Origin of the sequence: Streptomyces sp. B1866, assembly GCF_031932565.1 — a bacterium.
In the GTDB taxonomy this organism is placed as follows: Bacteria; Actinomycetota; Actinomycetes; order Streptomycetales; family Streptomycetaceae; genus Streptomyces.
Window position 1 is genome coordinate 1 of the sequence record NZ_JAVSCF010000095.1, and the last position, 21,895, is coordinate 21,895.

Sequence of the window (21,895 nt, forward strand, 5' to 3'; positions counted from 1 at the left end):
GGCCGCCTGCGCCTGCTGCGGGCGCGGGTGCTGCTGGCCCAGGGCGACGCGGCGGCGGCGCGGGCCGTCCTCGACGAGGGCGTCGAGGTGCCCGACCTGCGGCCGGGGGAGGAGGAGCCGGCGGCGACCTGGTTCGCGGTCGCGGAGCGGCTGGTCGCGGGCGACGGCCCGGTGACCGAGGACGTACGGCGCCGGGCCCGCGCCGAGCACCCGCTGCCGGAGGGCTACGAGGCGTAGCCGGGCCGCGCCGCTGCCCGGCGGTACGCGGCGCCCCGCCGCCGCACGGTGTGCCGCCGGGCCGCCGGTCGCGGGTCCGGGCCGTACCGGGTCGGCCTCGGGCGGCCGCGAGGTGGGCCCTGCGCGAAGCGGCGCCGCGCGCCCCGCCGGGCCCGGGCCTCGGGCGGGGCGTCGCCTCCGGCCCGAGGCATTCCGGCGCTGAACCGGCCCCGCCCGACCCGCGCCGCGGGAGCCCGGCCGGAGCGCCCTGCCAGTGCCGGTCAGGCCGGGGCCTGCGCCGGATTCCGGGGTGGCCGGCGGGAGCGGCCGCTTCCGCCGGCCACGCGGCGGTCGCGCCCGTGGTGCCGCGCTCTGAGCGAGCGCGTCCCAGGCCGTTCGGGGCTCCGCCCGCCCGCGCCGGGCGGGGCCGGTTCAGCGCCGTATGAGACTGCGGCCCGGCGTGCGCCACGGGTCGCGAGGAGTCCCGGCCCGTCGCCGCCGGTCGGGCCCTGGGGCCGGCGCCCCCGAGGCAGTCGGGCCGGCGCCGGTGCACGCCGAGACCGGGGCCGCGGACGTCCGCCCCGGCCGGGACGGCCGGATCACGGGCGCGCCGCGGCCCGGCGGGTCACCGCCCGCCGGGTCCGTTCCGGTCGGCGTACTCGAAGACCGAGCCGTCCGGGTGGCGGGCGATCACGTTGCGGCCGATCGGTGTGGGCAGCGGGCCCGCGACGATCTGCGCGCCGACCGCCGTGAGGTCGGCCACCGCCTGGTCCACGTCCTTCACCGCGATCGTCGCGGTGATCCTGCTCAAGATGGACAGCTCCGACTCGGGGCCGCTCATCAGGAAGAAGCAGCCCACCGCCGCGACCGAGACGGCGCCGTTGCGGAAGCGCTGCGCCCGCTCCCCGGTCAGCCGCTCGTAGACGGCGACCGCCTCGTCCAGATCCCGTACGCACACCCGCAGTGAGGTTCCCAGAATGTCCATGCGGACGAGCCTAGTTGGGACGCGGCGGCGCGTCCCCACGGACGGCCGGCCGCCCGGGCGGTACGCACCGGATCCTCGCCTGAGGCGCCGTCAGGTCCGGCACAGGACCTCGCCGTGCAGCACGGCGAACCAGCCGTCCTCCCGCCGCCCCCACTCCCGCCACGCGTCCGCGATCCGCCGCAGGTCGTCCTCGGTGGCGTGGCCGCCGTCCACCGCCAGGCGCGCGTACGCGGACGCCACGGTCCGCTCGGCCCACAGGCCGCTCCACCACTCCCGCTCCTGTGGGGTGGCGAAGCACCAGGCGGTGGTGGTCGCGGTGACGTCGGTGAAGCCCGCGCGGCGCGCCCAGGACAGCAGCCTGCGGCCCGCGTCCGGCTCGCCGCCGCCCGCCCGCGCCACCCGCTGGTACAGCGCCGCCCAGTCGGACAGGCCCGGCACCGCCGGGTACCAGGTCATGGCCGCGTAGTCCGCGTCGCGCGCCGCGACCAGGCCGCCCGGCCTGCACACCCGGCGCATCTCGCGCAGCGCCCGCACCGGGTCGCCGACGTGCTGGAGCACCTGATGGGCGTGCACCACGCAGAAGGAGTCGTCCGGGTAGTCCAGTTCGTGGACGTCGGCGACCGCGAAGCGGACGTTGGCCAGGCCGCGCCCGGCCGCCACCGCGCGCGCCCGGTCCAGGATCTCCGGCGCGGAGTCGACGGCGGTGACCCGGCCGTCGGGGACCAGCTCCGCCAGGTCCGCGGTGATCGTGCCCGGCCCGCAGCCGACGTCGAGCACGTCCATGTGCGGACGCAGGTGTCCGATCAGGTAGCCGGCGGAGTTGGCGGCGGTGCGCCAGGTGTGCGAGCGCAGCACCGACTCGTGGTGGCCGTGCGGGTAGACGGCGGTGTCCCTGGGCATGGCGAAGCTCCCCTCGGTGACGGCCGTAAGGCGGCCGACCTACCCGCCACCGTACGCGCGCTTCTCACATGTCGAGAGTGGCGTCTCATGATGCGATCAGGGCGTGGCGTACGCTGCCGACGTGACCGATGCGACCGCCCCGACCGCCGCGCGCCGCCGCCCCACGCGCCCCGCGCCGCGCCGCTGTCGCCGCCTCTGTTGTCGCTGACGTCCCTTCTCCCTGCTCCGGCGCCGACCGCGCGCCGACGCCCCTAAGGCCCCGGCGGCCCCGGCGGCCCCGGCCGCCGCCTCCCGCCTTCCGGCCGCGCCCGCACGCGCGCGCCACCCGTGCCACCCGCGCACCCACTCCCAGGAGTCAGCCGATGAGCCAGCCGCCCAGCCCCGCCACCCCGCCTTCCCCGGCCGGCCCGCCCGGCGAGGAGGCCGCCTACGACCGCCGCCGACAGGCCCAGTGGCTGCGCGGCGAGGCCCGGGCCGACGGCGTCGACCGGCGCCACCTGCTGCGGCTGCTGGCCGCCACGTCGCTGGCCGCCGCGCCCGCCGCCGCGCTGGCCCGCCCGGTCCGCGCCCGAGCCGCGTCCCCCGCCGCCGGGACGGCCGCAAACACCGCCACGGACGCGGGGACCGGCATCGTCAAGCCGACCCCGCGCCACCTTCGCCGCCGGCCGCGTCCACCACCTCACCGGCCGCTCCTGGTCCGGCGCCGCGCCCGTGCGGCACGTGGAGGTCAGCACGGACCGCGGCGCCCACTGGCGGCCCGCGCGCCTGCGCGACCTGCCGCGCCCGGACAGCTGGGTCCGCTGGAGCCTGGAGTGGCGGCCGACCGCCCCCGGCCCCGTCGAGCTGCTGGCGCGCGCCACCGACGCGGCGGGCAACACCCAGCCCGACCGCGCCGTGTACAACACGCAGGGCTACCTGTTCAACGCGGTCGTCCGGCACCCGGCCGTGGTCGCCTGACGCGCCCGTACGAGCAGCCGCCCGCCCCGGTCACGGCAGCAGGGCGTCAGGCGGGGGCCACGCCCGGCCAGGTGTCCGGGGCGGCCCGGCTGATGTCCGCGAGCGCCGAGCCCGGGTCGCGCTCCTGCGCCAGGTCGCCGAGGCTCACGATGCCCAGCGGCCGGCCGCCGGCCACCACCGGCAGCCGCCGCACCGCGTAGCGGCGCATCAGGGTGACCGCCTCGGCGATCTCCTCGTCCGGGCCGACCGTGACCGGGTCCGGGGTGCACACCGCCTGGCAGCTCACGGTCAGCGGGTCCACCCCCTCGGCGACCGCGCGCAGCGTGATGTCCCGGTCGGTGAGCACGCCGACCAGCGCGCCGTCCTGGGCCACCAGCACGTCGCCGATGTCCTGCGCGCGCATCAGCTGGGCCGCTTCGACCAGCGAGGCGTCCGGCCGGACCGCGGTGACGGTCGGCGTCATGACGTCTCTGACGTACTGAGCCATCTGCTTCGCCTCCTTCAGCGCCGTGGGCTGCCGCGTACCCCGCCCGGGCACCGGCTATGCGCCGCCCCGCAGGTCGTCGGCGACCTCGTGCACGCTGCCGTACGTCACGTCCGGCGGCAGCTCCTTGACCAGGTCGACCAGCCGGTCCGGGGCGTGGTGCTCGTGCAGGGCGCGTAGCAGCGTGCCGCGGCGGGCGGGGAAGGGCCTGCGCCCCACGTGCCGCGCCAGCTCGTAGGCCAGCGGGTCCGCGCCCCCGCCCGCGGCGGGCACCCGGGGGGTGTGGAGCTCCGGGTCGTCGTCGGCGGCCGGCTCCGGGTCGTGCCACTCCTCGACGCGGGTGGGGTGGCCGGAGCGCAGCAGCCCCTGCAACTCCCGCTTCATCTCGTCGTCCCGGTGCGGGCTCATCCGGTCGCTGCCTCGCTGCATGTCGTCCCCTTCTGCCTGTGCTTCCGCTTCTGCCTGTGCTTCCGCCTGTGCGCGGTGTTCGGTCGTCCTGTCGGTCCGAGCCCGTCCGCCGGGGCCGCCCCGCGCTGCGGCCGTATGGATCGCCGCCGTACGGGCCCGGCGCGCGCGTCGCCCGGTCACGGCCAGCGCAGTACGGCGCCGAGGCCGCCCGCGGGCGCGTCGCGCGTCTCGCGGCCGGGACCGGGGTGCACGGCCAGCACCTCGGCGCCGGTGGCGGCCGCCGAGCGGATCAGCGCGTCCTCGGCCTCGGCCGGAACCGGGCGCGGGTCGCCGAGGTAGCGCACGTCGCCGCGGCGCACCGCGAGCTGGTCGGGCTCGGCGCCCACCCACACCTGGCGGTGCACGTCCGGGCCCTCCGGCCACACCAGCAGCGCGTCGATGCGGTGCTCGCGGGCGGCCTCGACCAGGGCGGGGACGCCCTCCGCCGCCCCTGCCCGGCCGCCGGCGGGCACCCGGCCGGCCCGGAACCGCTCCAGCACCTCCTCGGTGTGCCGCCGGGCGCGCGCCGCACGGGCCTCCTGCACTTCGCCGTCCAGCAGCCGTGCGCCGCGGTCGGCGCCCGGCGCGCGGCCGCCGTGCGCGGACTCCACGGCCACCGTGCGCACGGTGCTCGGCAGCCGCTCGCGCACCGCGCGCCGCTCGCGCGCGTCGCCGGCCAGCACCACCACGTCCGTGCCCAGCTCCTCGTGGCGGGCGGCCAGCGCGTCGGCGATGGCGGCGGCGTTGCGGTCCCACACGTTCTCGGTCTTGAGCTGGAAGTGCCGTTCGGACCAGTCGGCGGTGGTGGTGCGGTGCACCGGCCAGCTTTCGGCGTGCACCTGCCCGGCCGGCCTGCTGCGCCGGGCGTCGCGCAGCTCGAAGTCCGCGCCCTGCCGGTCGATGTACGCCACCAGGCACGACGGCGTGTCGTCGGCCAGGTCCAGCAGCGGGGCCGCGTGCGGCAGCGCCCCCCAGGACACCTCCGCGCGCGGCGGCGGCATGGTCAGCGGCGGGTCGAGCACCACCCTGCCGTGGGTGGCGAAGACCGCTCTGCCGAAGGGCTCCCCGGCGCGCGGCAGCCCGTGCAGCTCGTCGTAGACGGCCTGGCAGGTGTCCTGGTCGGCGCCCCGCCCGGCGAGGCGCCGGCAGGCGTCGCGGGCGGCCAGCTCCTGCTCCCCGGCCGCGGCCTGGTCGGTGCGCGCGGTGCCGAAGTAGACCGAGGCCCAGGGGCCGGGCCTGTCGAAGAGCGGATTGAGGAATCCGAGGTACATGCGTTCCCTCCCGGGTGATCCGGGGTGTTCGTGCCGCTCGTGTACCCGGTCGGACCGATCCGACACGGGCCGCGCGGGCCTGCCCCGGGACGGCCCCGCCGGGCCGCGCGGTTTGGCCGCCGGGCCTGGGGGGACCCGGGCGTCGGCCGAGCGGCCGAAACAGGGAGTGAGGACGGGACCGGACGCGGGAGATCAGGGGTCCGCGCTCCGGTCCCGCACCCGCGGATCCGTGCCCCGTCGCGTACGTCGCGGCGGGGCACGGGTTCGTCGCCCTCGTCTCGCCGGGCGGGCACGGATTCGCCGCCCGGCCGCCCGCCGGTCGTCGGCCGCCGGGCCGCCTGTACGGCGCCGGCTCCCGCCCGTCGCTCCGTACGGGCCGTACGGGCCGGTACGGCGCCGGCTCGCGTACGCCGCGCGCGACGTGAGGACGCGGCGTACGCGAGGAGACGGGCGGCGGCGCCCCGGGCCCGCCGGGAGCCCGGGCCCCGCCTCAGCAGCGCGTCGCCGGGCGGCCCCAGTGCCGGTGCGCGGCGATCGCCTGGAGGAACTCGCGCGTGAACTCCTCGCTCGCCGGGCCGGTCGCGGTCGCCGTGACCACGCCCTGGTCGGAGCACACGCTGCCGTACTCGGAGGAGACGCGCAGCCCCTGCGGCCCCAGCGCCACCACCATCCCCACGCCCGAGCCGAGCGCTCCGATCGCCTTGCCGTGCCGGTAGGCGCCGCGCAGGAACCGCATCGGCGCGTCCTCGCCCGCGAGCTTCGGGGTGCCGACCGGGCCGCCGGGCAGCAGCACCGCGTCGTACAGCACCGAGGCCACCGTGGGCAGCGCGCGGTCCACCACGTAGCCGTTGCCGTCGCTGCCGGTCACCTTGCCGTCGTGCGCGGCCAGCGCCTCCACCACCGCGCCGGCCGCGGCCAGTTCCTCCCGCACCTGGGTGAGGGCCTGCGCGTCCACGCCGTCGCACACGAGCGCCGCCACCTGCCGGGTGCGCACGGAGCCGTCGCCGCGCAGGTTCGCGATGCTCAGCGCGGGCGAGGCGGTGCGCGGCGGCTGGGCGCCCGGGTGCGGGGGCACGGGCACGCCGATGCCCTCGGCCACCGCCGCCGACAGGTCGTGGTCGACCTCGGCGAGGTTGCCGGCCATGCGCTCGCGTACGGCCACCGAGGTCACCCGGCCCAGCTCGAAGCGGAAGGCGTCCACGATGTGCCGCCGCTCCCAGTCGCTCATGCTGTGCCAGAACAGCGCGGCCTGGGTGTAGTGGTCGTCGAAGCTGGGGCTGCGGCGGCGGATCGTGGCGCCGTCGACGCGCTCGGCGTAGTGGCTGAAGGCGTACCCGTCCGCGCCCGCGATCACCGGGCAGCCGCCGCCCACCGAGTTGGGCGTATAGCTGGTGCCGGTGTGGATCGCCGTCTGGTGGTAGCCGTCGCGCTGGTTGGTGCGCACCGGGACGACCGGGCGGTTGACCGGGAGCTGGGCGAAGTTGGGCCCGCCCAGCCGGATCAGCTGCGTGTCCAGGTAGGAGAAGAGCCGGGCCTGGAGCAGCGGGTCGTTGGTGAAGTCGATGCCCGGGACGGCGTTGCCGAGGTGGAAGGCGACCTGCTCGGTCTCGGCGAAGAAGTTCTCCGGGTTGCGGTCGAGCACCATCCGGCCGACGGGCCGCACCGGCACCCGCTCCTCCGGGATGAGCTTCGTGGCGTCCAGCAGGTCGAAGTCGAACGCGAACTCGTCCTCCTCCGGTACGAGCTGCACGCCCAGCTCGTACTCCGGGTACTCGCCCGCTTCGATCGCGTCCCACAGGTCGCGGCGGTTGAAGTCCGGATCCCGGCCCCCGCACTCCTGGGCCTCGTCCCACACCAGGGAGTGCACGCCCAGCTTCGGCTTCCAGTGGAACTTCACGAACGTGCCGTGCCCGTCGGCGGCGACGAACCGGAAGGTGTGCACGCCGAAGCCCTGCATCATGCGGTAGCTGCGCGGGATCGCCCGGTCCGACATCAGCCACATCATCATGTGCGTGGTCTCCGGCTGGAGCGAGGCGAAGTCCCACAGGGTGTCGTGCGCGGACGCGCCCGTGGGGATCTCGTTGTGCGGCTCCGGCTTGAGGGCGTGCACGAAATCGGGGAACTTGATGCCGTCCTGGATGAAGAACACCGGCATGTTGTTGCCGACCAGGTCGAAGTTGCCTTGCGAGGTGTAGAACTTGGTCGCGAAGCCGCGTACGTCCCGCACCGTGTCGGCCGAGCCGCGCGGGCCCTGCACGGTGGAGAACCGCACGAACACCGGCGTGCGCACGGACGGGTCCTGGAGGAAGGCCGCCCGGGTGAACTCCGCGCAGGACTCGTACGGCTCGAAATAGCCGTAGGCGCCCGCGCCGCGCGCGTGCACCACCCGCTCGGGGATGCGCTCGTGGTCGAAGTGCGTCAGCTTCTCGCGGAAGTGGAAGTCCTCCATCAGGGTGGGGCCGCGCTCCCCGGCCGTCAGCGAGTCGTCGGTGTGGTCCACCACCACGCCCTGGTCGGTGGTCAGCGGGCCCTCAGCCGGGTCGGCGGCCCGGTAGGCCTCGCGCTGCCGCTGCTTGTGGTCGGTCATGGCGCCGTGCCCTTCCGTCAGGAGCCTTCAGGGATCTTCGGGAGCCTTCAGGAGCCGGCGGATCCGGCCCGGTCGGCGTACGCGGCGAACTCGTCGAGGAACGCCTCGCAGAACGCCTTCAGGTCGTCCGGCCGCCGGCTGGTGACCAGCGTGCTGGGGCCGCCGCGGCAGACGGTGACCTGCTCGTCCACCCACCGGCCGCCCGCGTTGCGGATGTCCGTGCGCAGGCTCGGCCAGGAGGTCAGGGTGCGGCCGCGCAGCACGTCGGCCTCCACCAGCGTCCACGGCGCGTGGCAGATCGCCGCGACCGGCTTGCCCGCGTCGAAGAAACCCCTGGCGAAGGCGACGGCCTTCTCGTCCGTCCGCAGCGCGTCGGGGTTGGCCACCCCGCCGGGCAGGACGAGGGCGCCGTACTCGTCCACGCGCGCGTCCGCCACCACCTGGTCGACGCCGAAGGTGTCGGCCTTGTCCAGGTGGTGGAACGCCTGGACGCGGCCCGGTCTGGTGGACACCAGGCGCAGCGTGTGGCCCGCGTCCGCGGCGGCCTGCCAGGGGTCGGTCAGCTCGATCTGCTCGACGCCTTCCGGCGCGAGGAGGAAAGCGACCTTCATGGTGCTCACGTCCTTATCGATCGGAGGTGGAATCGGGTTCTGGTCCACCGCGGCGGCCGCCCGCCGGTCCCGTCCGGGCCGCCGTCCCGCGCGGGGCCCGCGGTCTCCCGCACGCCCCACCGGCCCGCGGCCCGGTCCGGCCGCTCCGGGGCCCGTCCGGACCGGCCGCGGCGGCGGCGCAGCGCGGCCCGCGCGCAGCGCGGCAGCTCCTCCCCGTACGGCAGGACCACGCAGGCGCCGACCGCCGCGCCGGACGCCGCGAGGTATCCGCGGGGCAGCGGCGGGCGGCGCGGCACCAGCCGCCAGGCGTCCGGGTCGCCCCGGCCGCCGCGCGGCAGCGAGCGCACCTGGTCCACAGCGGCAGCAGCCCGTACAGCGGGTAGCGGGTGGTGGCGTCGCCGACGCCCCGGGTGGGCCCGGCGGCGTTCCCGGTGCCCGCGGCGCGGCCCCGGACGCCCGCGAGGGCGGTCACGCCGCCACCCGCAGGGTGCGCAGGGACGGGTCGGCGGTGTCCGGCACGTACATCCCGGCCGCGACGCCGCTGCGCAGGTAGTCGGCCGCCTCCCGGCTGACCCGCTCGCCGGGGCAGACCGCGGGCACGCCAGGCGGGTAGGGGCTGGCCATCTCGGCCGCGACCCGGCCGACCGCCTGCTCCACCGGCACCTGCTCGGCGGGCCCGAAGAAGGCGTCGCGCGGCAGCATCACCGTCTCCTGCTCCAGGCCGGCGGGGCTGGGCAGCTCCACGCGGGCGGGCGGCGGCAGCTCCTCGCGCCGCTTGACCACCTCCGTCAGCGCGTCGAGCAGGTACACGCAGCTCTCCTCGCTGTCGGCGTGCGTGAGCTGGGCGACGACGCGGCGGTGGTCGGCCAGGCCCACGTTGGCCTGGCGGTGCGCGCGCAGCCAGTCGGCGACGGCGTAGCCGCTGGTGCCCAGGCCCGACACGTCGACGGTCACCATCAGCGGGTCGTGGTCGAAGGCCCGGCCCGGGCCGGTCAGCTCGCCGGCCAGCGGCACCAGCCCGGCGAGCCTGGCGATCTCCTCGCGGGTGCGGTGAGCCAGGTCCAGCGCCCGCCCCAGCAGCTTCTCCCCGTGCTCGACCATCTGCCGCCGCCAGCCGTCCAGGGCCGCGTAGACCAGCACGGACGGGCTGGTGGTGCCCATCAGGTCCTCGCGCGCCTTGAGCACGTCCGGGTCGACCAGGCCGCCCTGGAGGTGGAAGACCGAGCCCTGCTCCAGGCCCGCGCCCATCTTGTGCACGGAGGTGACGCACACGTCGCCGCCCGCGTCCATCGCCCAGGCCGGCAGCTCCGGGTGGAAGGGCAGGTGCGCGCCCCACGCCTCGTCCACCACCAGCGGCCTGCCGCGCCGGTGGCACACCTCGGCGACGCCGCGCAGGTCGGCGCAGGTGCCGTACGCGGTGGGGGAGGCCAGCAGCATGCCCTTGGCGTCCGGCGCCCGCCGGAACGCCTCCTCGACCTCCTCGGGCCCGGGCGGGTGCGCCAGGTGGTGGCCGACGTCCCACCGCGGGTGCACCCACACCGGCTCGATACCCGCGATGATCAAACCCGCGATCACCGACTTGTGCGCGTCGCGCGCCACCAGCAGCTTCTCGTGCGGCCCGGCCACGGCGAGCATCGCGGACTTCACCGACAGGGAGCTGCCGCAGGTGGAGAAGAAGGTGTGGTCGGCGTGCACGGCGTCGGCCATCAGCGCGGCCGCCTCCGCCAGCACGTCCCCGGACATCCGCCGGTCGTCGAGCCCGTTCATGGCCAGCACGTCGGAGGCGAAGACGCCCGCGCCCAGCACCTCCGTGACCCGCGGGTCGGCCCCGGCGCCGCCCTTGTGGCCGGGCGGGCTGTACGGATGGCTGCCGCGGCGCCGGTAGGCGGTGAGGGCTTCGAGGACGGGGGCGCGTCCGTGGTCCATCGGGACTTCCTTCCGCGATCATCGGGTGGACGGGGACAGTCGTCCGGCCGGTCATGGGTCCGCCGTGTCGTGGTGGTGTCGTCCCGGGATACCCGCCGGTGCCCCCAGCGGGTAGCCAGCGGGCCGGTGCCGAAACCGGCCGGACCTGCGGGGGCCCGCCGCACGGCTCCGGACCAGGGGCGGGTTACGTGTCGGCGGGGGCGCCGGGCCCCGGCGCCGCCGAAAGGCCAGCGCCCCCTCCTCTTTCCTCGCCCGGCTTCCCCGCCCGGCTTCCCCTCCCGGCGATCCGTACCGGCGGTACGGGGCCCGCTCCGGCCGTAGGGGGCTGGGTTTTACAGGTTTCCGGTGAAGGCGGCAGAGAGCAGGAAATCCCGCTGCCGCCGACGCGGCGAACAGAAGTACGCCGACGATGAACCGTCCGGTCATGGCAAGCAGGTCCGATCCCGTTCCGGGAGAACCGCTACGGCATAATCCGGGAAACGGAAAACCGTCTGGGTCACAGCCCCAGCCTCCGCCTGCGATTCTGTTCCGCTACGCGCGCCCGCGGCGCGTCCCCGGTGGTGATCGGCTCCACCGTGTCGGCGGGACGCACCCATTCCCGCCCTCCGCCTTTCGGCCGGAGGAACACGTGGCTGCTCGTGACGGCCATGACTTCGCCGACTCTGCCGTCGTCGTCGCGTCCGAAGCCTCCGATGGTCAGCGTGGCAGTTGACTTCTCCGGCTTGTCGGCAGGCTCTACGGCTGTTCGTCGTCCACTGGCGCCCCGCACCCTTCCTCGATCCGTCGTCGGTGGCGAGTGGAACTCGACTCTCCGCCCGGCGGGCGCCATGTGGGGACCCCATGAAGTGTGATCCGTAGCCTTGCCCTAGTCCGCAGACTTACTACGGACGTGTAGTAAACGCAGGTCAGGTGCCCTCGAAGTGGGTATACGAACACCAGAGCGGCACACGGCCCGCCCTACGATGGCAAGGAGACACACCGGGCAAGCGCAGGTGAGGAGACCGGCGTTGGCGCACAGCAAGCACTACCGGAGTCGCAAGTCCGCGCTGGCCGTGCTGTCCGAGGGGTTACGGGCTCAGGGCTGTACGTGGGGCGCCATCGCGGCCCGCATCCAGCGCGAGGAGAAGGTCAACGCCCGGCAAGCCATGAGGATTGCCCGGCAATGGACCCAACAGCAGGTCGCCGACCGGTGGAACGAACTGTTCCCGGACAGCGAACACCCGATGACGCAAAAGAAGTTGTCGTTCTGGGAGTCGTGGCCGCNCAATGGACCCAACAGCAGGTCGCCGACCGGTGGAACGAACTGTTCCCGGACAGCGAACACCCGATGACGCAAAAGAAGTTGTCATTCTGGGAGTCGTGGCCGCAATCCGGCCGTGAGCCGAGCCTGACCACTTTGGAACGCTTGGCGCAGGTCTATGAGTGCGAGACCAGAGACCTGATTGACAGCAACCAGTCAGGCGAAGCGCGGAGGGAATCGGCTCTGTCCGCCGCGCACGGGGCGGGCGGCGGGCCCGGATTGCAGCCCGGCGTCGAAGTGCCCGACGGAAATTCACCGCTCTTGCTGGACACAACCGAATTGGTGCGGCAAATTGAGGCCATAAGCCTTACTGAACTTGCGCGAGCGGTGCTTGCGTGGACACAGCGAGGATATCCGGAAATGCATCGCCGAGACCTTCTCAAGAAACTCAGTGCGGCTCTCACCATGGCCGCTGCTGCGCCGCTATTCGACACCACAGAAGCAGGCGCATCCGAACGGCTGACAGGCGTGCTCGCGAATTCGCGCCGCATCGACGACGTAATCGTGTCGCGGGCGGAAACAGTGTTGGAGCAGCACCGAAAGCAGCTCAATGTGCTCGGGCCGGTGATCTCTCTACAGGCAATCCTTGCCCAGCGGGAAGTAGTTAGGGACTTCATGGCTGACGCGCCTAGCAGCCTTAAGCCTCGCGTCTTGTCGGTATACGCTGACCTCAGTCAGATCGCGGGCTGGGATTTCTTTGATCTCGGCGACTACCGGGCAGCCGAGCATTACTACGAGGAAGCTCGAAAGGCTGCCCATGCCGCCCACAACGTCGGACTCGTCTCGTACATTCTGTGCGCCATGAGTCGGTTGGCGTTGTACCAGGACATGCCTCGGGTAGGAGTTGACCACGCGGTTGCGGCTCAACTCTGGGCTAAGCGTGCCGACAATTGGGCAGCGCGCGGATTCGCAGCCGATTGTGCCGCCCGGGCCTACGCCGCAGACGGTGACGAATCCGAGGCTCGCCGAGCTTTGGATGAGGAGCGAACAGCCAGCGAATGCATCAGCTTGGGTGGCGAGCCGACGGGGCCCTTGTGGTACTTCTATGACAGCTCATTCTACTGGTCCACCCGTACGGAATTCAGCTTGCGTATGGAAGCGCCCGAGGACGCCATGTACTCCATCCAAAAAAGACTGCTGCTTGTGGACAATGGCAATCTTCGTGACCACGCCCTGTCCTTGTCGAAACTGGCTTCTGCGCATACCCTGAACGGTGATGTAGGCCAGGCCGGAGAGACGATTATCGCCATCGCGAAGATTTCTACTGTTCATCAGTCGCCTAAAATTTCTGATCGCCTCCGAGAGCTTCGCGCCGAACTGGAGCCGTGGAAGGCAACTCAGGCAGTCCGAGAACTGGACGAAGCCTTGCGGGCCTGCGGTGTGCGCGGCGTCTGATGACACGTCAGGCAAAGGATGAGGAGTGCGGGTGACGGGCGAGGCCGGGCGGATTTCCGGGAAGCATGGATCGCCGGAGTCAAAAAGCGCGGGTCGCGTCGGCCTGGAGGCAGTCCACGACCGGCACCAGGCCGGTGAAGTACGGCAGCGCGTAGCCGTACTCGCCCGCCGCCACGTCGCACAGCACCTGGTCGCGCACCAGGCCCAGGCCCGCCGGGTCGTCGGAGGACACCGGCTCCTCGAACCAGCTCACCCCGTACTCGGCCAGCGCCCGCCCCACCCGCACCGCCTGCTTGCGGGTGTACGCGCCGCCCGCGTCCACGTACAGCTTGGCGCGCGGGCCGATCGCCGTGCGGGCGCGGCGCACCCGGGCCAGGTCCCGCTCCACGGCCCGGCCCCACCGCTCGCCGATCCTGATCTTGACGCGTTCGATGCCCTGGCCGTGCACCCATCCGGTGAGCTGGGTGGCCAGGTGCCTGTCGTGGTACGTGGTGAAGCCGCCCGAGCCGTACACCGGCACGCTCTCGCGGACCGCGCCGACCAGCCGGGCCAGCGGCACCTGGAGCAGCCGCGCCTTGAGGTCCCACAGCGCGATGTCCACCGCCGAGATCGCGCAGCCGACGACACCCGGACGGCCCGCGTCGCGCACGGCGCGGCACATCGCCTCGTGGGCGCCCGCCACGTCCAGCGGCGAGCGGCCCACCACCGGCCCGCCGAGCTGGTCGCGTACCACCGCGGCCGCCGCCGCCGGCGCGTACGTCCAGCCGAGCCCGGTGGTCAGCCCGCTGCGGGCCTCCACCACCACGACGGTCGTCTCGGTCCACTCCAGGGTGCCGTCCGCCTCCGGCGCGTCGGTGGGCACCGTGTAGGCGGTGACGTCGAGCCGGTCCACCCTCATGCCCCGCCGGTCCTCCGCTTCCTGATCAGCTGGTCGGCGGCCCGGTCCGCGAGCGTCATGATCGTCAGGGCCGGGCTGGCGCTGCGCTGGGCGGGCAGCACGCCGCCGGGGGGTGCAGGCGCGGCGCGAACCCGGCGAAACGGCGTCCGGCCGGCCGGGTCACGCCGCGTCCCCGCCGGGGGCCGGGGCGCCGCCGTTCCCGCCGTCTCCGCCGTTCCCGCCGTCGCGCGAGCGGTGCCTGCGGTGCGGCAGCAGCTCCTGCATCTTCGCCTTCACGCCCTGCCGGACCACGCCGCCGCGGTCCGGGTCGCCCTTCAGGATCGACCGCGCCGTGGCCTCCATCTGGTCCCAGGTGGCGTGCGGCGGGATCGGCGGCACCGCCGGGTCGGTCAGGAACTCCACCACCGCGGGCCGGTCGGCGGCCAGCGCCTCCCGCCACGCCTGCTCCACGTACTCCGGCTTCTCCACCCGCACCCCGGTCAGGCCGAGCGACTGGGCGAACCGCGCGTACGACACGTCGGGGATCTCCTGCGAGGGCAGGAACTGCGGGGAGCCGCTCATGGCCCGCATCTCCCACGTCACCTGGTTCAGGTCGTGGTTGTTCCACACGGCCACCACCAGCCGCGGGTCGGCCCACGTGTGGTAGTACTTCGCCGCCGTGATCAGCTCGGCCATGCCGTTCATCTGCATCGCGCCGTCGCCGACCAGGGCGATCGCCGGCCGGTCGGAGTGCGCGTACTTCGCGCCGATCGCGTACGGCACGCCGCAGCCCATCGTCGCCAGCGTGCCCGACAGCGACGCCCGCACCCGGCCGCGCATCCGCAGGTGCCGCGCGTACCAGTTGGCCACCGAGCCGGAGTCGGAGGTGACGATGGCGTCCTCGGGCAGCAGCGGGTCCAGGCAGTGGGCGACGTACTCGGGGTTGATGGGGTCGGCGGACACCTCGGCGCGCGCCGCCATCACCCGCCGCCAGCGCTCCATGCCGGTGACGACCTCCCGCTGCCAGGAGCGGTCCTCGCGGTGCCGCAGCAGCGGCAGCAGCCGCCGCAGGGTCTCGCGCGCGTCGCCGACCAGGTTCACCTCGTACGGATAGCGCATGCCGATCATGTGCGGGTCGAGGTCGATCTGCACGGCCCGCGCCGCGCCGAACTCCGGCAGGAACTGGCTGTAGGGGAAGCTGGAGCCGACCGTCAGCAGTGTGTCGCAGTCCCGCATCAGCTCGTAGCTGGGCCGGGTGCCCAGCAGGCCGATCGACCCGGTCACGTACGGCAGCTCGTCGCTGAGCACGTCCAGGCCCAGCAGCGCCTTGGCCACGCCCGCGCCCAGCACCTCGGCGGTCTGCTCCACCTCCGCCCGCGCGCCCGCCGCGCCCTGGCCGACCAGGATCGCCACCCGGCTGCCCGCGTTCAGCACCTCGGCGGCCCGGGACAGCGCCTCCGCGGACGGCACCGCCGCCCAGCCGCTGCGGTCCAGGCTGGAGGGCACCATCTTGAACGCGTGGCCCGGCGGCGTGTACTCCAGCTCCTGCACGTCCGCCGGGATGATCACGGCGGTGGGGCAGCGGCGCGCGTAGGCGGTGCGGATGGCCCGGTCCAGCACGTTCGGCAGCTGCTCGGGGACGTTCACCGTCTCCACGAACTCCGAGGCGACGTCCTTGAACAGGGTGTGCAGGTCCACCTCCTGCTGGTACGAGCCGCCCATCGCGCTGCGGTGGGTCTGCCCCACCAGGGCCAGCACCGGCACGTGGTCCAGCTTCGCGTCGTACAGGCCGTTGAGCAGGTGGATCGCGCCGGGCCCCGAGGTCGCCGCGCACACGCCGAGCCGACCGCTGAACTTGGCGTAGCCCACCGCCTCGAAGGCGGACATCTCCTCGTGCCGGGACTGCGTGAACCGGGGCTCGTTGCCCGCCCGCTCCCAGGCGGCGAGCAGCCCGTTGATGCCGTCGCCCGGATAGCCGAAGACGTGCTCGACGCCCCACTCGCGCAGCCGGGCCAGGACGTGGTCGGCGACTTTCACGCTCATGCGGGTCACTCCTCCTGCGTGTGGTGCCGGGTGGTGCGGTTCCTGTGGTGCGGTTCCCGTGGTGCGGGACGGTGCGGCGCTGCCCCCGAGGGCACGGCGGCGCACGCGGCGCGGGCGCGGGACGCCGCGGGTACGTACGGGCGCCGCCCGCCCCGGGCGGGCCGACGCGCTACGGGCGCGGTCAGCCGGACAGCCGCGGCAGCACCTTGGTGCGGTAGAAGTCGAAGAAGCCGCGCTGGTCGGGGCCGATCTGGTTGACGTGTACGACGTCGAAGCCGGCGTCGGCGTAGGCGCGCAGCGCCGCCACGTGCTCGTCCGGGTCGTTGCCGCAGGTGACGGCCTCCGCCATGTGCTCGGGCGTCACCAGCTCGCTGGCCTGCTCGAAGTGGGCCGGGGTGGGCAGCACGGCGGCCAGCTCGCCCGGCAGCATCATCGTCGCCCACAGCCGGTGGGCGGTGCGCAGCGCCTCCTCGCGGTCCGGCCCCCAGCACACCTTCACCCCGCCGCGCACCGGCTTGGAGCGGCCGTTGCCGCCGCTGCCGCGCCGGAAGCGGCCCACGGTGTCCGGGTCCGGAGCGGTGCTGATGAAGCCGTCGCCGAGCCGGCCGGCCAGCTCCGCCGCGCTGGGCCCGAAGGCCGCGATGTCGATGGGCACCGGGTCCTTGGGCACCGTGTACAGCCGCGCGTTCTCCACCGTGTAGTGCTTGCCGTGGTGGTTGACCTCGCCGCCGGTGAACAGCTGGCGCAGCACGGTGACGGCCTCCTCCAGCATCTCCAGCCGGACGGACGCCTGCGCCCAGCGCTCCCCGACCACGTGCTCGTTCAGCGCCTCGCCGCTGCCCACGCCCAGCCGGAAGCGGCCGTCGAGCAGCACCGCGCTGGTGGCCGCCGCCTGGGCCACCACCGCCGGGTGCAGGCGCACGGTCGGACAGGTCACGGCGGTCTGCACCGGCAGCGACGTGGCCTGCGAGAGCGCGCCGATCACGGACCAGACGAACGGGCTGCTGCCCTGCGCGTCGTTCCACGGGTGGTAGTGGTCGGAGATCCACAGAGAGGTGAACCCGGCCTGCTCGGCCATCCTCGCCTGCTCGACGAGCTCGGCGGGACCGTGTTCCTCACAGGACAGGAAATAGCCGTACTCGGTCATGCGTGCAGCCCCTTCCGCGGCTGGTGATGCCAGGGCCACGGGTAACCGCCGCCGCGCCGGGAAAACCTCGTTTGGCCGGGTGAGCGCCGGGCACCCGAGACGTGTGCTTCGGACCGGAGGCACGCCACGGGAGCGGCTTTTCCGCTGCTGGTGGGACGTGTCTGCCCGGTCGTCCGCGCGGGCCGCACCAGGTCCCGCCGCGCCCCCGTCCCGACCTCCAAGGCGTATCTCGCAGGTCCGGATTTCCATCCCGTGGTGCTACCGATGACAGTCCAAGGGAGAGACCGGCAGATGACGTCCGTACGTGCACGCAGCAGGCACCCCCACGACGACGCCCCCGACACCTCCGAGCAGTTCCGGCGCATCGCCTCCCTGCCGGAAGGTTCCGAGCGCGGCGCGCTGCGGCAGGAGGTGGTCCGCGCCTGGATGCCCATGGCCGACCGGCTCGCACGGCGCTTCCGCAACCGCGGGGAGTCCCTGGAGGACCTGCGGCAGGTCGCCATGCTGGGACTGGTCAAGGCGGTCAACCGCTACGACCCGGCCCGCGGCAGCGCCTTCGAGAGCTTCGCCGTGCCCACCGTGGTCGGCGAGATCAAGCGCCACTTCCGCGACCACATGTGGGGCCTGCACGTCCCGCGCCGCGTGCAGGAGCTGCGCAACCGGGTGCGCACGGCCACCCAGGAACTCACCCGCACCCCCGACGACCGCACGCCCACCGTCGCGGAGATCGTCCAGCACACCGGCATGACCGAGGAGGAGGTGCTGGTCGGCCTGGAGGCGCTGGACAGCTTCACCACGCTGTCGCTCGACGCCGAGCTGCCCGGCTCCGACGACGGGTACGCGCTGGTCGACACCCTGGCCACCAGCGAGCCCGCGTTCGACCGGGTGGTGGACCGGGAGGCGGTCAAGCCCGGCCTGGCCGGACTGCCGGAGCGCGAGCGGGAGATCCTGTACCTGCGGTTCTTCTGCGACGAGACGCAGAGCCGCATCGCCGATCGGCTCGGCATCTCGCAGATGCACGTGTCGCGGCTGATCAGCCGCACCTGCGCCAAGCTGTGCGAGCAGGCCGAGGCCCAGGCGGAGGCCCAGGCGGAGGCCCAGGCGGAGGCGGCCTGACCCGCCCCGCCCCGGGCGCCGCCCGCCTCCTTCCCCGCCTGTTACGGGCCCCGCCTGTTACGGGTCCGGCCGTACGGTCCCGGCGGTTGCGCTCACCTTCCCGGCGCCGCCCGGCCCAGGACGTCCCCCATCGCCAGCGCGATGTGGCGCGACATCCGGTCGGCGGCGCCCGCCTCCGCCATCTCGAAGGCCCGCCGGCCCCGGACCCGGAACAGCGTGAGCGCGCCGCGGACCGGCTGCGACGGCGCCGCGCGCAGCGGCACGCACAGCAGCGAGGTGACCTCCTCGCGGATCAGCACCGGCGCGCCGTCCGCGTCCCGCCCGAAGGCGTCCGCGTCGGCGGGGCGCACCTGGAGGGCGGGCACCCCGTCGCGTATCGCCTCCACCACCAGGGGGCAGCCGGCCGGGTCCTGCGCGACCAGCGAGGCCGTGCGGTTCCCGGCCGCCTCCGGCGGGCCGAGCACCGCCACCCGGCGCGCCGCGCCGCCGCCCGGGCCGTCGGCGAGGTCGGCGACCACCCAGTCGGCGAACCGGCCGTGCGGCACGGCGGCCGCCCGGACCAGCACCGCCTCCGGGTCCCCGCCGCCCAGCGCCGCCAGCAGCGCCATCGTCATCTCGTCCAGCAGGTCCATCAGCTCGGCGTTGCGGGTCACCTCCGCCAGGTCCGGGCGCGGACCGGAGCGCCGCGGCTCGGGCGCCGGGGACGGCGCGGCCGCGGCCGCCTCCCCGGCGACGTGCTGGAACACCGCGAGCACGGCCGACCGCGGCTCGTCCGGAGGCCGCAGCGCGGACAGCGTCACCCGCAGCGCGCCGTCCGCCGACGGCTGCGGCAGGTGGACCACCAGGCTCCGGCCGCCCTCGCCGCGCGCGACCGCGGCCACCTGCGAGCGCAGCGCGGCCCGCCCGTCGCGGCGCAGCGACGCCGTCAGCGGCCGGCCGGTGGCGTACCCGGCGCGGGTGCGGAACACCTGGGTGGCCGCGAAGTTCATGCGCCGCACCACGCACTCGCGGTCCAGGAGCACGACGGCCAGCGGCAGCCGCTGGAACAGGGCCCGCAGCAGCCGCTGCTCGCGCGGGTCGGTCCGCCCGGCGCCCGCGCCCCGCGTGGCGGCGGCCAGCGCGGCCAGCTCCTCGTACCGCGGCCACAGCACGTCGGCCACGTGCTGGAGCTCGAAGAGGGCGGCGTCCAGCGTGGCCAGCCGCTCGTGCGAGGGCAGTGCCCGCGCGGTGCGCAATTCTCCGACACGTCTGCGGAAATCCGCCAGCTCCGTGCCGAACTCCTGAACCCCAGACATGCCCACACGCTAGCCGGACGGGCCGGGAGACCGCCCGGGTGCGTTTGGTTTCCCCCGTTCTCGATGGGGCAGCCAACCAGACAGGCCCACGGGCGGACACCGCCCGCACAGCGGCCCCCCAGACCTTCCGCGGCACGCGTGGCGCGCGGTGGATGTGACCCACCCGACACGTGATCCGCGGCCCGTGCGAACGACGCGACAGAAACGACGCGACAGAGAGAGGACGGATTGCCCGATGCCGGAATCCACTCTCGGTACTCTCGGCACCACCCTGCGCAGGCCGGCCGACGCCACGTCCCTCGCCCGCGACCTCGCCGACCTGGCCGAGCGGGCCGCCTGGTGCACCCCGGGCAGCTGCGGCGCGACGGCCACCGCCCTCATCGGGCCCGACGCCGGGCTCGACCCCGACGCGGATCCGGACGGCGAGCAGCCCGTCGCCGCGACCCACCCCGACCTGTCCGCCCTGGTCTCCGCCCAGCTGGAGTCGGGCGAGGGGCCCATCCCGGCCGCTCTCGGCACCGGCCGGCCGGCCGGTGCCGACGATCTGCTCTACGACCAGCGGTGGCCCCGCTACCGGGCCACGGCGCTCGGCGTGGGCATCCGCTCCACCGCCACCCTGCCGTTCGTCCGCGAGGGCCTGGCCGTGACCGTCACCGTCTACGGGCTGCGCCCCGCCCCCCTGGAGCGCGCCGCCCAGGGCGCGACCGGCATGCTCGGCGACCTGGCCACCGAGTGCCTGGCCCGGCACCGCCGCTACCGGGCGGTGCTCGCCGAGGTCGACCAGCTCGACGCCGCGCTGCGCTCCCGGCCCGTGGTCGACCAGGCGTGCGGCATCGTCATGTACGTGCTGCACTGCGACGCCGAGGGCGCCTTCGACCTGCTGCGCCAGGTCTCCCAGCGGGCCAACCGCAAGCTGGTCGAGGTGGCCGAGAAGGTGGTGAGCACCCGGGGCCACGGCCTGGAGCGCGAGTTCGTCCGGCTCGGCCGGGCGGCAGGTGACGCGCCCCCGTCGCCGCCCCGCCAGCGGGCGGCCGGTCCGGGCCCCGCCCGGGAGGTCCTGGAGCGGGTCCCGGGCTGAACGGTCCGGCGGCCCCCACCGCACCACCGGCGCCGCCCGTCCCGCCCGCGGCCCGGCACCCGCGACGGCCTGCGGCCCGGCACCCGCGACGGCGGGTCCGCCTGCCCGGCGGCGCGCACGGCCCGCACCGCCCGCGGGCGGACGTCCGCACCCGCCCCGCGGTCGGCGAACCGGCCTTCGGACCGCAGCGCCGGCGCCCGCCGGACCGCTGTGGACGTCGGCAGCTCGCTCGGATGTCGCCAGCACGGCGCCCGGGTGCCCCGGAGCCGCCGGAGCGAAACGCCGTGTCGTCCGGCCGCGCCCCGGGGCTGATCTGCCAAGGTGGACTCACCGGTACCCGTCCGGCCCCGCCCCGCCCGGCGCGCGGGGCGGGACGGGCGGGTGCCGGGCCACGGGCCGACGGGCCCGGCCGGCGCCGACGGGCCCGCGGCAGGCCGCGGGCGGAGCCGGTGGTCGGATGCGGCGGCGAGCGGGAAGGTGCGTGAGGCGTGCGGCGACAGTGGACCGCCCCGGCTCCCGCCGACCCCGACGACGACGGCCTGCCGGTCCTCGCCGAACTGGCCGCTCCCTTCGCGGCCGCCGCGCACCGGACCACCGCCGAACCCCTCGGCGGCTCGCCCGCGCTGCGCGAGGCCGCCGGCGGCTACTGGGCGCGGCGCGGCCTGCCGGCCGGGCCCGGCGATGTCGCCGCCGCGCCCGGAGGGCAGCCGCTGCTGCTCGCGCTGCTCGCGGCCGTCGGCGGCGACGTACTGCTCCCCCGGCCGTGCGCCGCCTGGTACGCGCCGCTGGCCCGGCTCGTCGGCCGCCCCGCCTACCACGCGCCCGTACCGGCCGAGTGCGGCGGCGTCCCCGACCCGTTCGCGCTGCTGGAGGCCGTCCACCGGGTGCGCGCCGAAGGCGGCGCGCCGCGCGCCGTGCTGCTGTCGGTCGCCGACGACCCGACCGGCACCGCGGCCCCGCCCGAACTGCTGCACGAGGTGTGCGAGGCGGCCGTCTCCGCGGGACTGCTCGTGCTCAGCGACGAGACCTGGCGTGACACCCCGCACGACCCGCACGGCACGGTCCTGGTCAGCCCCGCCGAGATGTGGCATGAGGACGTGGTGGTGTTCGCCGACCTGGCCGGGGCGCTGACCCCGCCCGGCTGGCCCGCCGCCGTCGCCCGGTTCCCGGCCACCGCGCGCGGCGCCGAGCTGCGCGACCGGGTCCTGGCGGGTCTGGCGGCCGTACGGGGCCGGCTCACCGCGCCGGTCGCCGCGGCCG

General features: G+C 75.0%; 15 protein-coding genes and 3 pseudogenes. 5 read left to right on the top strand and 13 right to left on the bottom strand.

Annotation, left to right across the window (positions count from 1 at the left end; all coding sequences use genetic code 11):
• A pseudogene (locus tag RKE29_RS14845) lies at positions 1-237 on the top strand (DUF5107 domain-containing protein); the annotation flags it as partial.
• A 604-nt stretch (positions 238-841) separates the two neighbouring features.
• Here the strand turns inward: RKE29_RS14845 and RKE29_RS14850 are convergent.
• Complete coding sequence (locus RKE29_RS14850; protein WP_312005784.1) at positions 842-1,201, bottom strand: VOC family protein; 360 nt, start codon at positions 1,199-1,201, stop codon at positions 842-844.
• A gap of 90 nt (positions 1,202-1,291) precedes the next feature.
• Positions 1,292-2,101, bottom strand: coding sequence for a methyltransferase domain-containing protein (locus tag RKE29_RS14855; protein ID WP_312005786.1), 810 nt, complete (start codon positions 2,099-2,101; stop codon positions 1,292-1,294).
• Positions 2,102-2,749: 648 nt separating this feature from the next.
• Between RKE29_RS14855 and RKE29_RS14860 the strand changes: the two are divergent.
• A pseudogene (locus tag RKE29_RS14860) lies at positions 2,750-3,058 on the top strand (sulfite oxidase); the annotation flags it as partial.
• Between the two features lie 46 nt (positions 3,059-3,104).
• Here RKE29_RS14860 and RKE29_RS14865 read toward each other — a convergent pair.
• From RKE29_RS14865 to RKE29_RS14910, 10 genes and pseudogenes are all read right to left on the bottom strand, one after another.
• Positions 3,105-3,545, bottom strand: a complete 441-nt coding sequence (locus RKE29_RS14865) for a CBS domain-containing protein (protein WP_312005788.1) — start codon at positions 3,543-3,545, stop codon at positions 3,105-3,107.
• Between the two features lie 54 nt (positions 3,546-3,599).
• The gene (locus RKE29_RS14870; protein WP_312005790.1) at positions 3,600-3,971 is read right to left on the bottom strand and encodes a DUF2795 domain-containing protein; all 372 of its coding nucleotides are present in this window, start codon (positions 3,969-3,971) and stop codon (positions 3,600-3,602) included.
• Between the two features lie 155 nt (positions 3,972-4,126).
• On the bottom strand, positions 4,127-5,260 hold the full coding sequence (locus tag RKE29_RS14875) for a Vms1/Ankzf1 family peptidyl-tRNA hydrolase (protein ID WP_312005792.1): 1,134 nt from the start codon (positions 5,258-5,260) through the stop codon (positions 4,127-4,129).
• Between the two features lie 490 nt (positions 5,261-5,750).
• Positions 5,751-7,847: a catalase gene (locus RKE29_RS14880; RefSeq protein WP_312005795.1), complete on the bottom strand. Its 2,097-nt coding sequence runs from the start codon at positions 7,845-7,847 to the stop codon at positions 5,751-5,753.
• Positions 7,848-7,894: 47 nt separating this feature from the next.
• Complete coding sequence (locus tag RKE29_RS14885) at positions 7,895-8,458, bottom strand: type 1 glutamine amidotransferase domain-containing protein (RefSeq protein WP_312005812.1); 564 nt, start codon at positions 8,456-8,458, stop codon at positions 7,895-7,897.
• 5 nt (positions 8,459-8,463) lie between these two features.
• Entirely contained in the window at positions 8,464-8,814 is a 351-nt protein-coding gene (locus RKE29_RS14890; protein ID WP_312005797.1) for a hypothetical protein, read from the bottom strand.
• A gap of 112 nt (positions 8,815-8,926) precedes the next feature.
• A complete protein-coding gene (locus RKE29_RS14895; RefSeq protein ID WP_312005799.1) occupies positions 8,927-10,384 on the bottom strand; it encodes an ornithine decarboxylase in 1,458 nt (485 codons plus the stop codon).
• 2,783 nt (positions 10,385-13,167) lie between these two features.
• Positions 13,168-13,977: pseudogene (locus RKE29_RS14900) on the bottom strand (enolase C-terminal domain-like protein); the annotation flags it as partial.
• Between the two features lie 159 nt (positions 13,978-14,136).
• Positions 14,137-15,999: a thiamine pyrophosphate-requiring protein gene (locus RKE29_RS14905; RefSeq protein WP_312005800.1), complete on the bottom strand. Its 1,863-nt coding sequence runs from the start codon at positions 15,997-15,999 to the stop codon at positions 14,137-14,139.
• 181 nt (positions 16,000-16,180) lie between these two features.
• Positions 16,181-17,146 carry an LLM class F420-dependent oxidoreductase gene (locus tag RKE29_RS14910; protein WP_312005802.1) on the bottom strand — a complete coding sequence of 322 codons (966 nt, stop codon included), beginning with the start codon at positions 17,144-17,146 and terminating at the stop codon, positions 16,181-16,183.
• A 291-nt stretch (positions 17,147-17,437) separates the two neighbouring features.
• Here RKE29_RS14910 and RKE29_RS14915 point away from each other — a divergent pair, with 291 nt between their 5' ends.
• Complete coding sequence (locus RKE29_RS14915; RefSeq protein WP_312005804.1) at positions 17,438-18,262, top strand: RNA polymerase sigma factor SigF; 825 nt, start codon at positions 17,438-17,440, stop codon at positions 18,260-18,262.
• A gap of 92 nt (positions 18,263-18,354) precedes the next feature.
• Here RKE29_RS14915 and RKE29_RS14920 read toward each other — a convergent pair whose 3' ends face one another.
• Complete coding sequence (locus tag RKE29_RS14920; protein WP_312005806.1) at positions 18,355-19,557, bottom strand: PAS domain-containing protein; 1,203 nt, start codon at positions 19,555-19,557, stop codon at positions 18,355-18,357.
• A gap of 235 nt (positions 19,558-19,792) precedes the next feature.
• Here RKE29_RS14920 and RKE29_RS14925 point away from each other — a divergent pair, with 235 nt between their 5' ends.
• Both RKE29_RS14925 and RKE29_RS14930 read left to right on the top strand, forming a co-directional pair.
• A complete protein-coding gene (locus tag RKE29_RS14925; RefSeq protein WP_312005808.1) occupies positions 19,793-20,635 on the top strand; it encodes an ANTAR domain-containing protein in 843 nt (280 codons plus the stop codon).
• 488 nt (positions 20,636-21,123) lie between these two features.
• The coding region (locus RKE29_RS14930; protein WP_312005810.1) for an aminotransferase class I/II-fold pyridoxal phosphate-dependent enzyme at positions 21,124-21,895 on the top strand (772 nt) is incomplete at its 3' end.

Bases quoted from the DNA above. Each gene is read 5' to 3' on its own strand.
- RKE29_RS14850 (WP_312005784.1), bottom strand. From the start codon at position 1,201: ATGGACATTCTGGGAACCTCACTGCGGGTGTGCGTACGGGATCTGGAC.
- RKE29_RS14855 (WP_312005786.1), bottom strand. From the start codon at position 2,101: ATGCCCAGGGACACCGCCGTCTACCCGCACGGCCACCACGAGTCGGTG.
- RKE29_RS14865 (WP_312005788.1), bottom strand. From the start codon at position 3,545: ATGGCTCAGTACGTCAGAGACGTCATGACGCCGACCGTCACCGCGGTC.
- RKE29_RS14870 (WP_312005790.1), bottom strand. From the start codon at position 3,971: ATGCAGCGAGGCAGCGACCGGATGAGCCCGCACCGGGACGACGAGATG.
- RKE29_RS14875 (WP_312005792.1), bottom strand. From the start codon at position 5,260: ATGTACCTCGGATTCCTCAATCCGCTCTTCGACAGGCCCGGCCCCTGG.
- RKE29_RS14880 (WP_312005795.1), bottom strand. From the start codon at position 7,847: ATGACCGACCACAAGCAGCGGCAGCGCGAGGCCTACCGGGCCGCCGAC.
- RKE29_RS14885 (WP_312005812.1), bottom strand. From the start codon at position 8,458: ATGAAGGTCGCTTTCCTCCTCGCGCCGGAAGGCGTCGAGCAGATCGAG.
- RKE29_RS14895 (WP_312005799.1), bottom strand. From the start codon at position 10,384: ATGGACCACGGACGCGCCCCCGTCCTCGAAGCCCTCACCGCCTACCGG.
- RKE29_RS14905 (WP_312005800.1), bottom strand. From the start codon at position 15,999: ATGAGCGTGAAAGTCGCCGACCACGTCCTGGCCCGGCTGCGCGAGTGG.
- RKE29_RS14910 (WP_312005802.1), bottom strand. From the start codon at position 17,146: ATGACCGAGTACGGCTATTTCCTGTCCTGTGAGGAACACGGTCCCGCC.
- RKE29_RS14915 (WP_312005804.1), top strand. From the start codon at position 17,438: ATGACGTCCGTACGTGCACGCAGCAGGCACCCCCACGACGACGCCCCC.
- RKE29_RS14920 (WP_312005806.1), bottom strand. From the start codon at position 19,557: ATGTCTGGGGTTCAGGAGTTCGGCACGGAGCTGGCGGATTTCCGCAGA.
- RKE29_RS14925 (WP_312005808.1), top strand. From the start codon at position 19,793: ATGCCGGAATCCACTCTCGGTACTCTCGGCACCACCCTGCGCAGGCCG.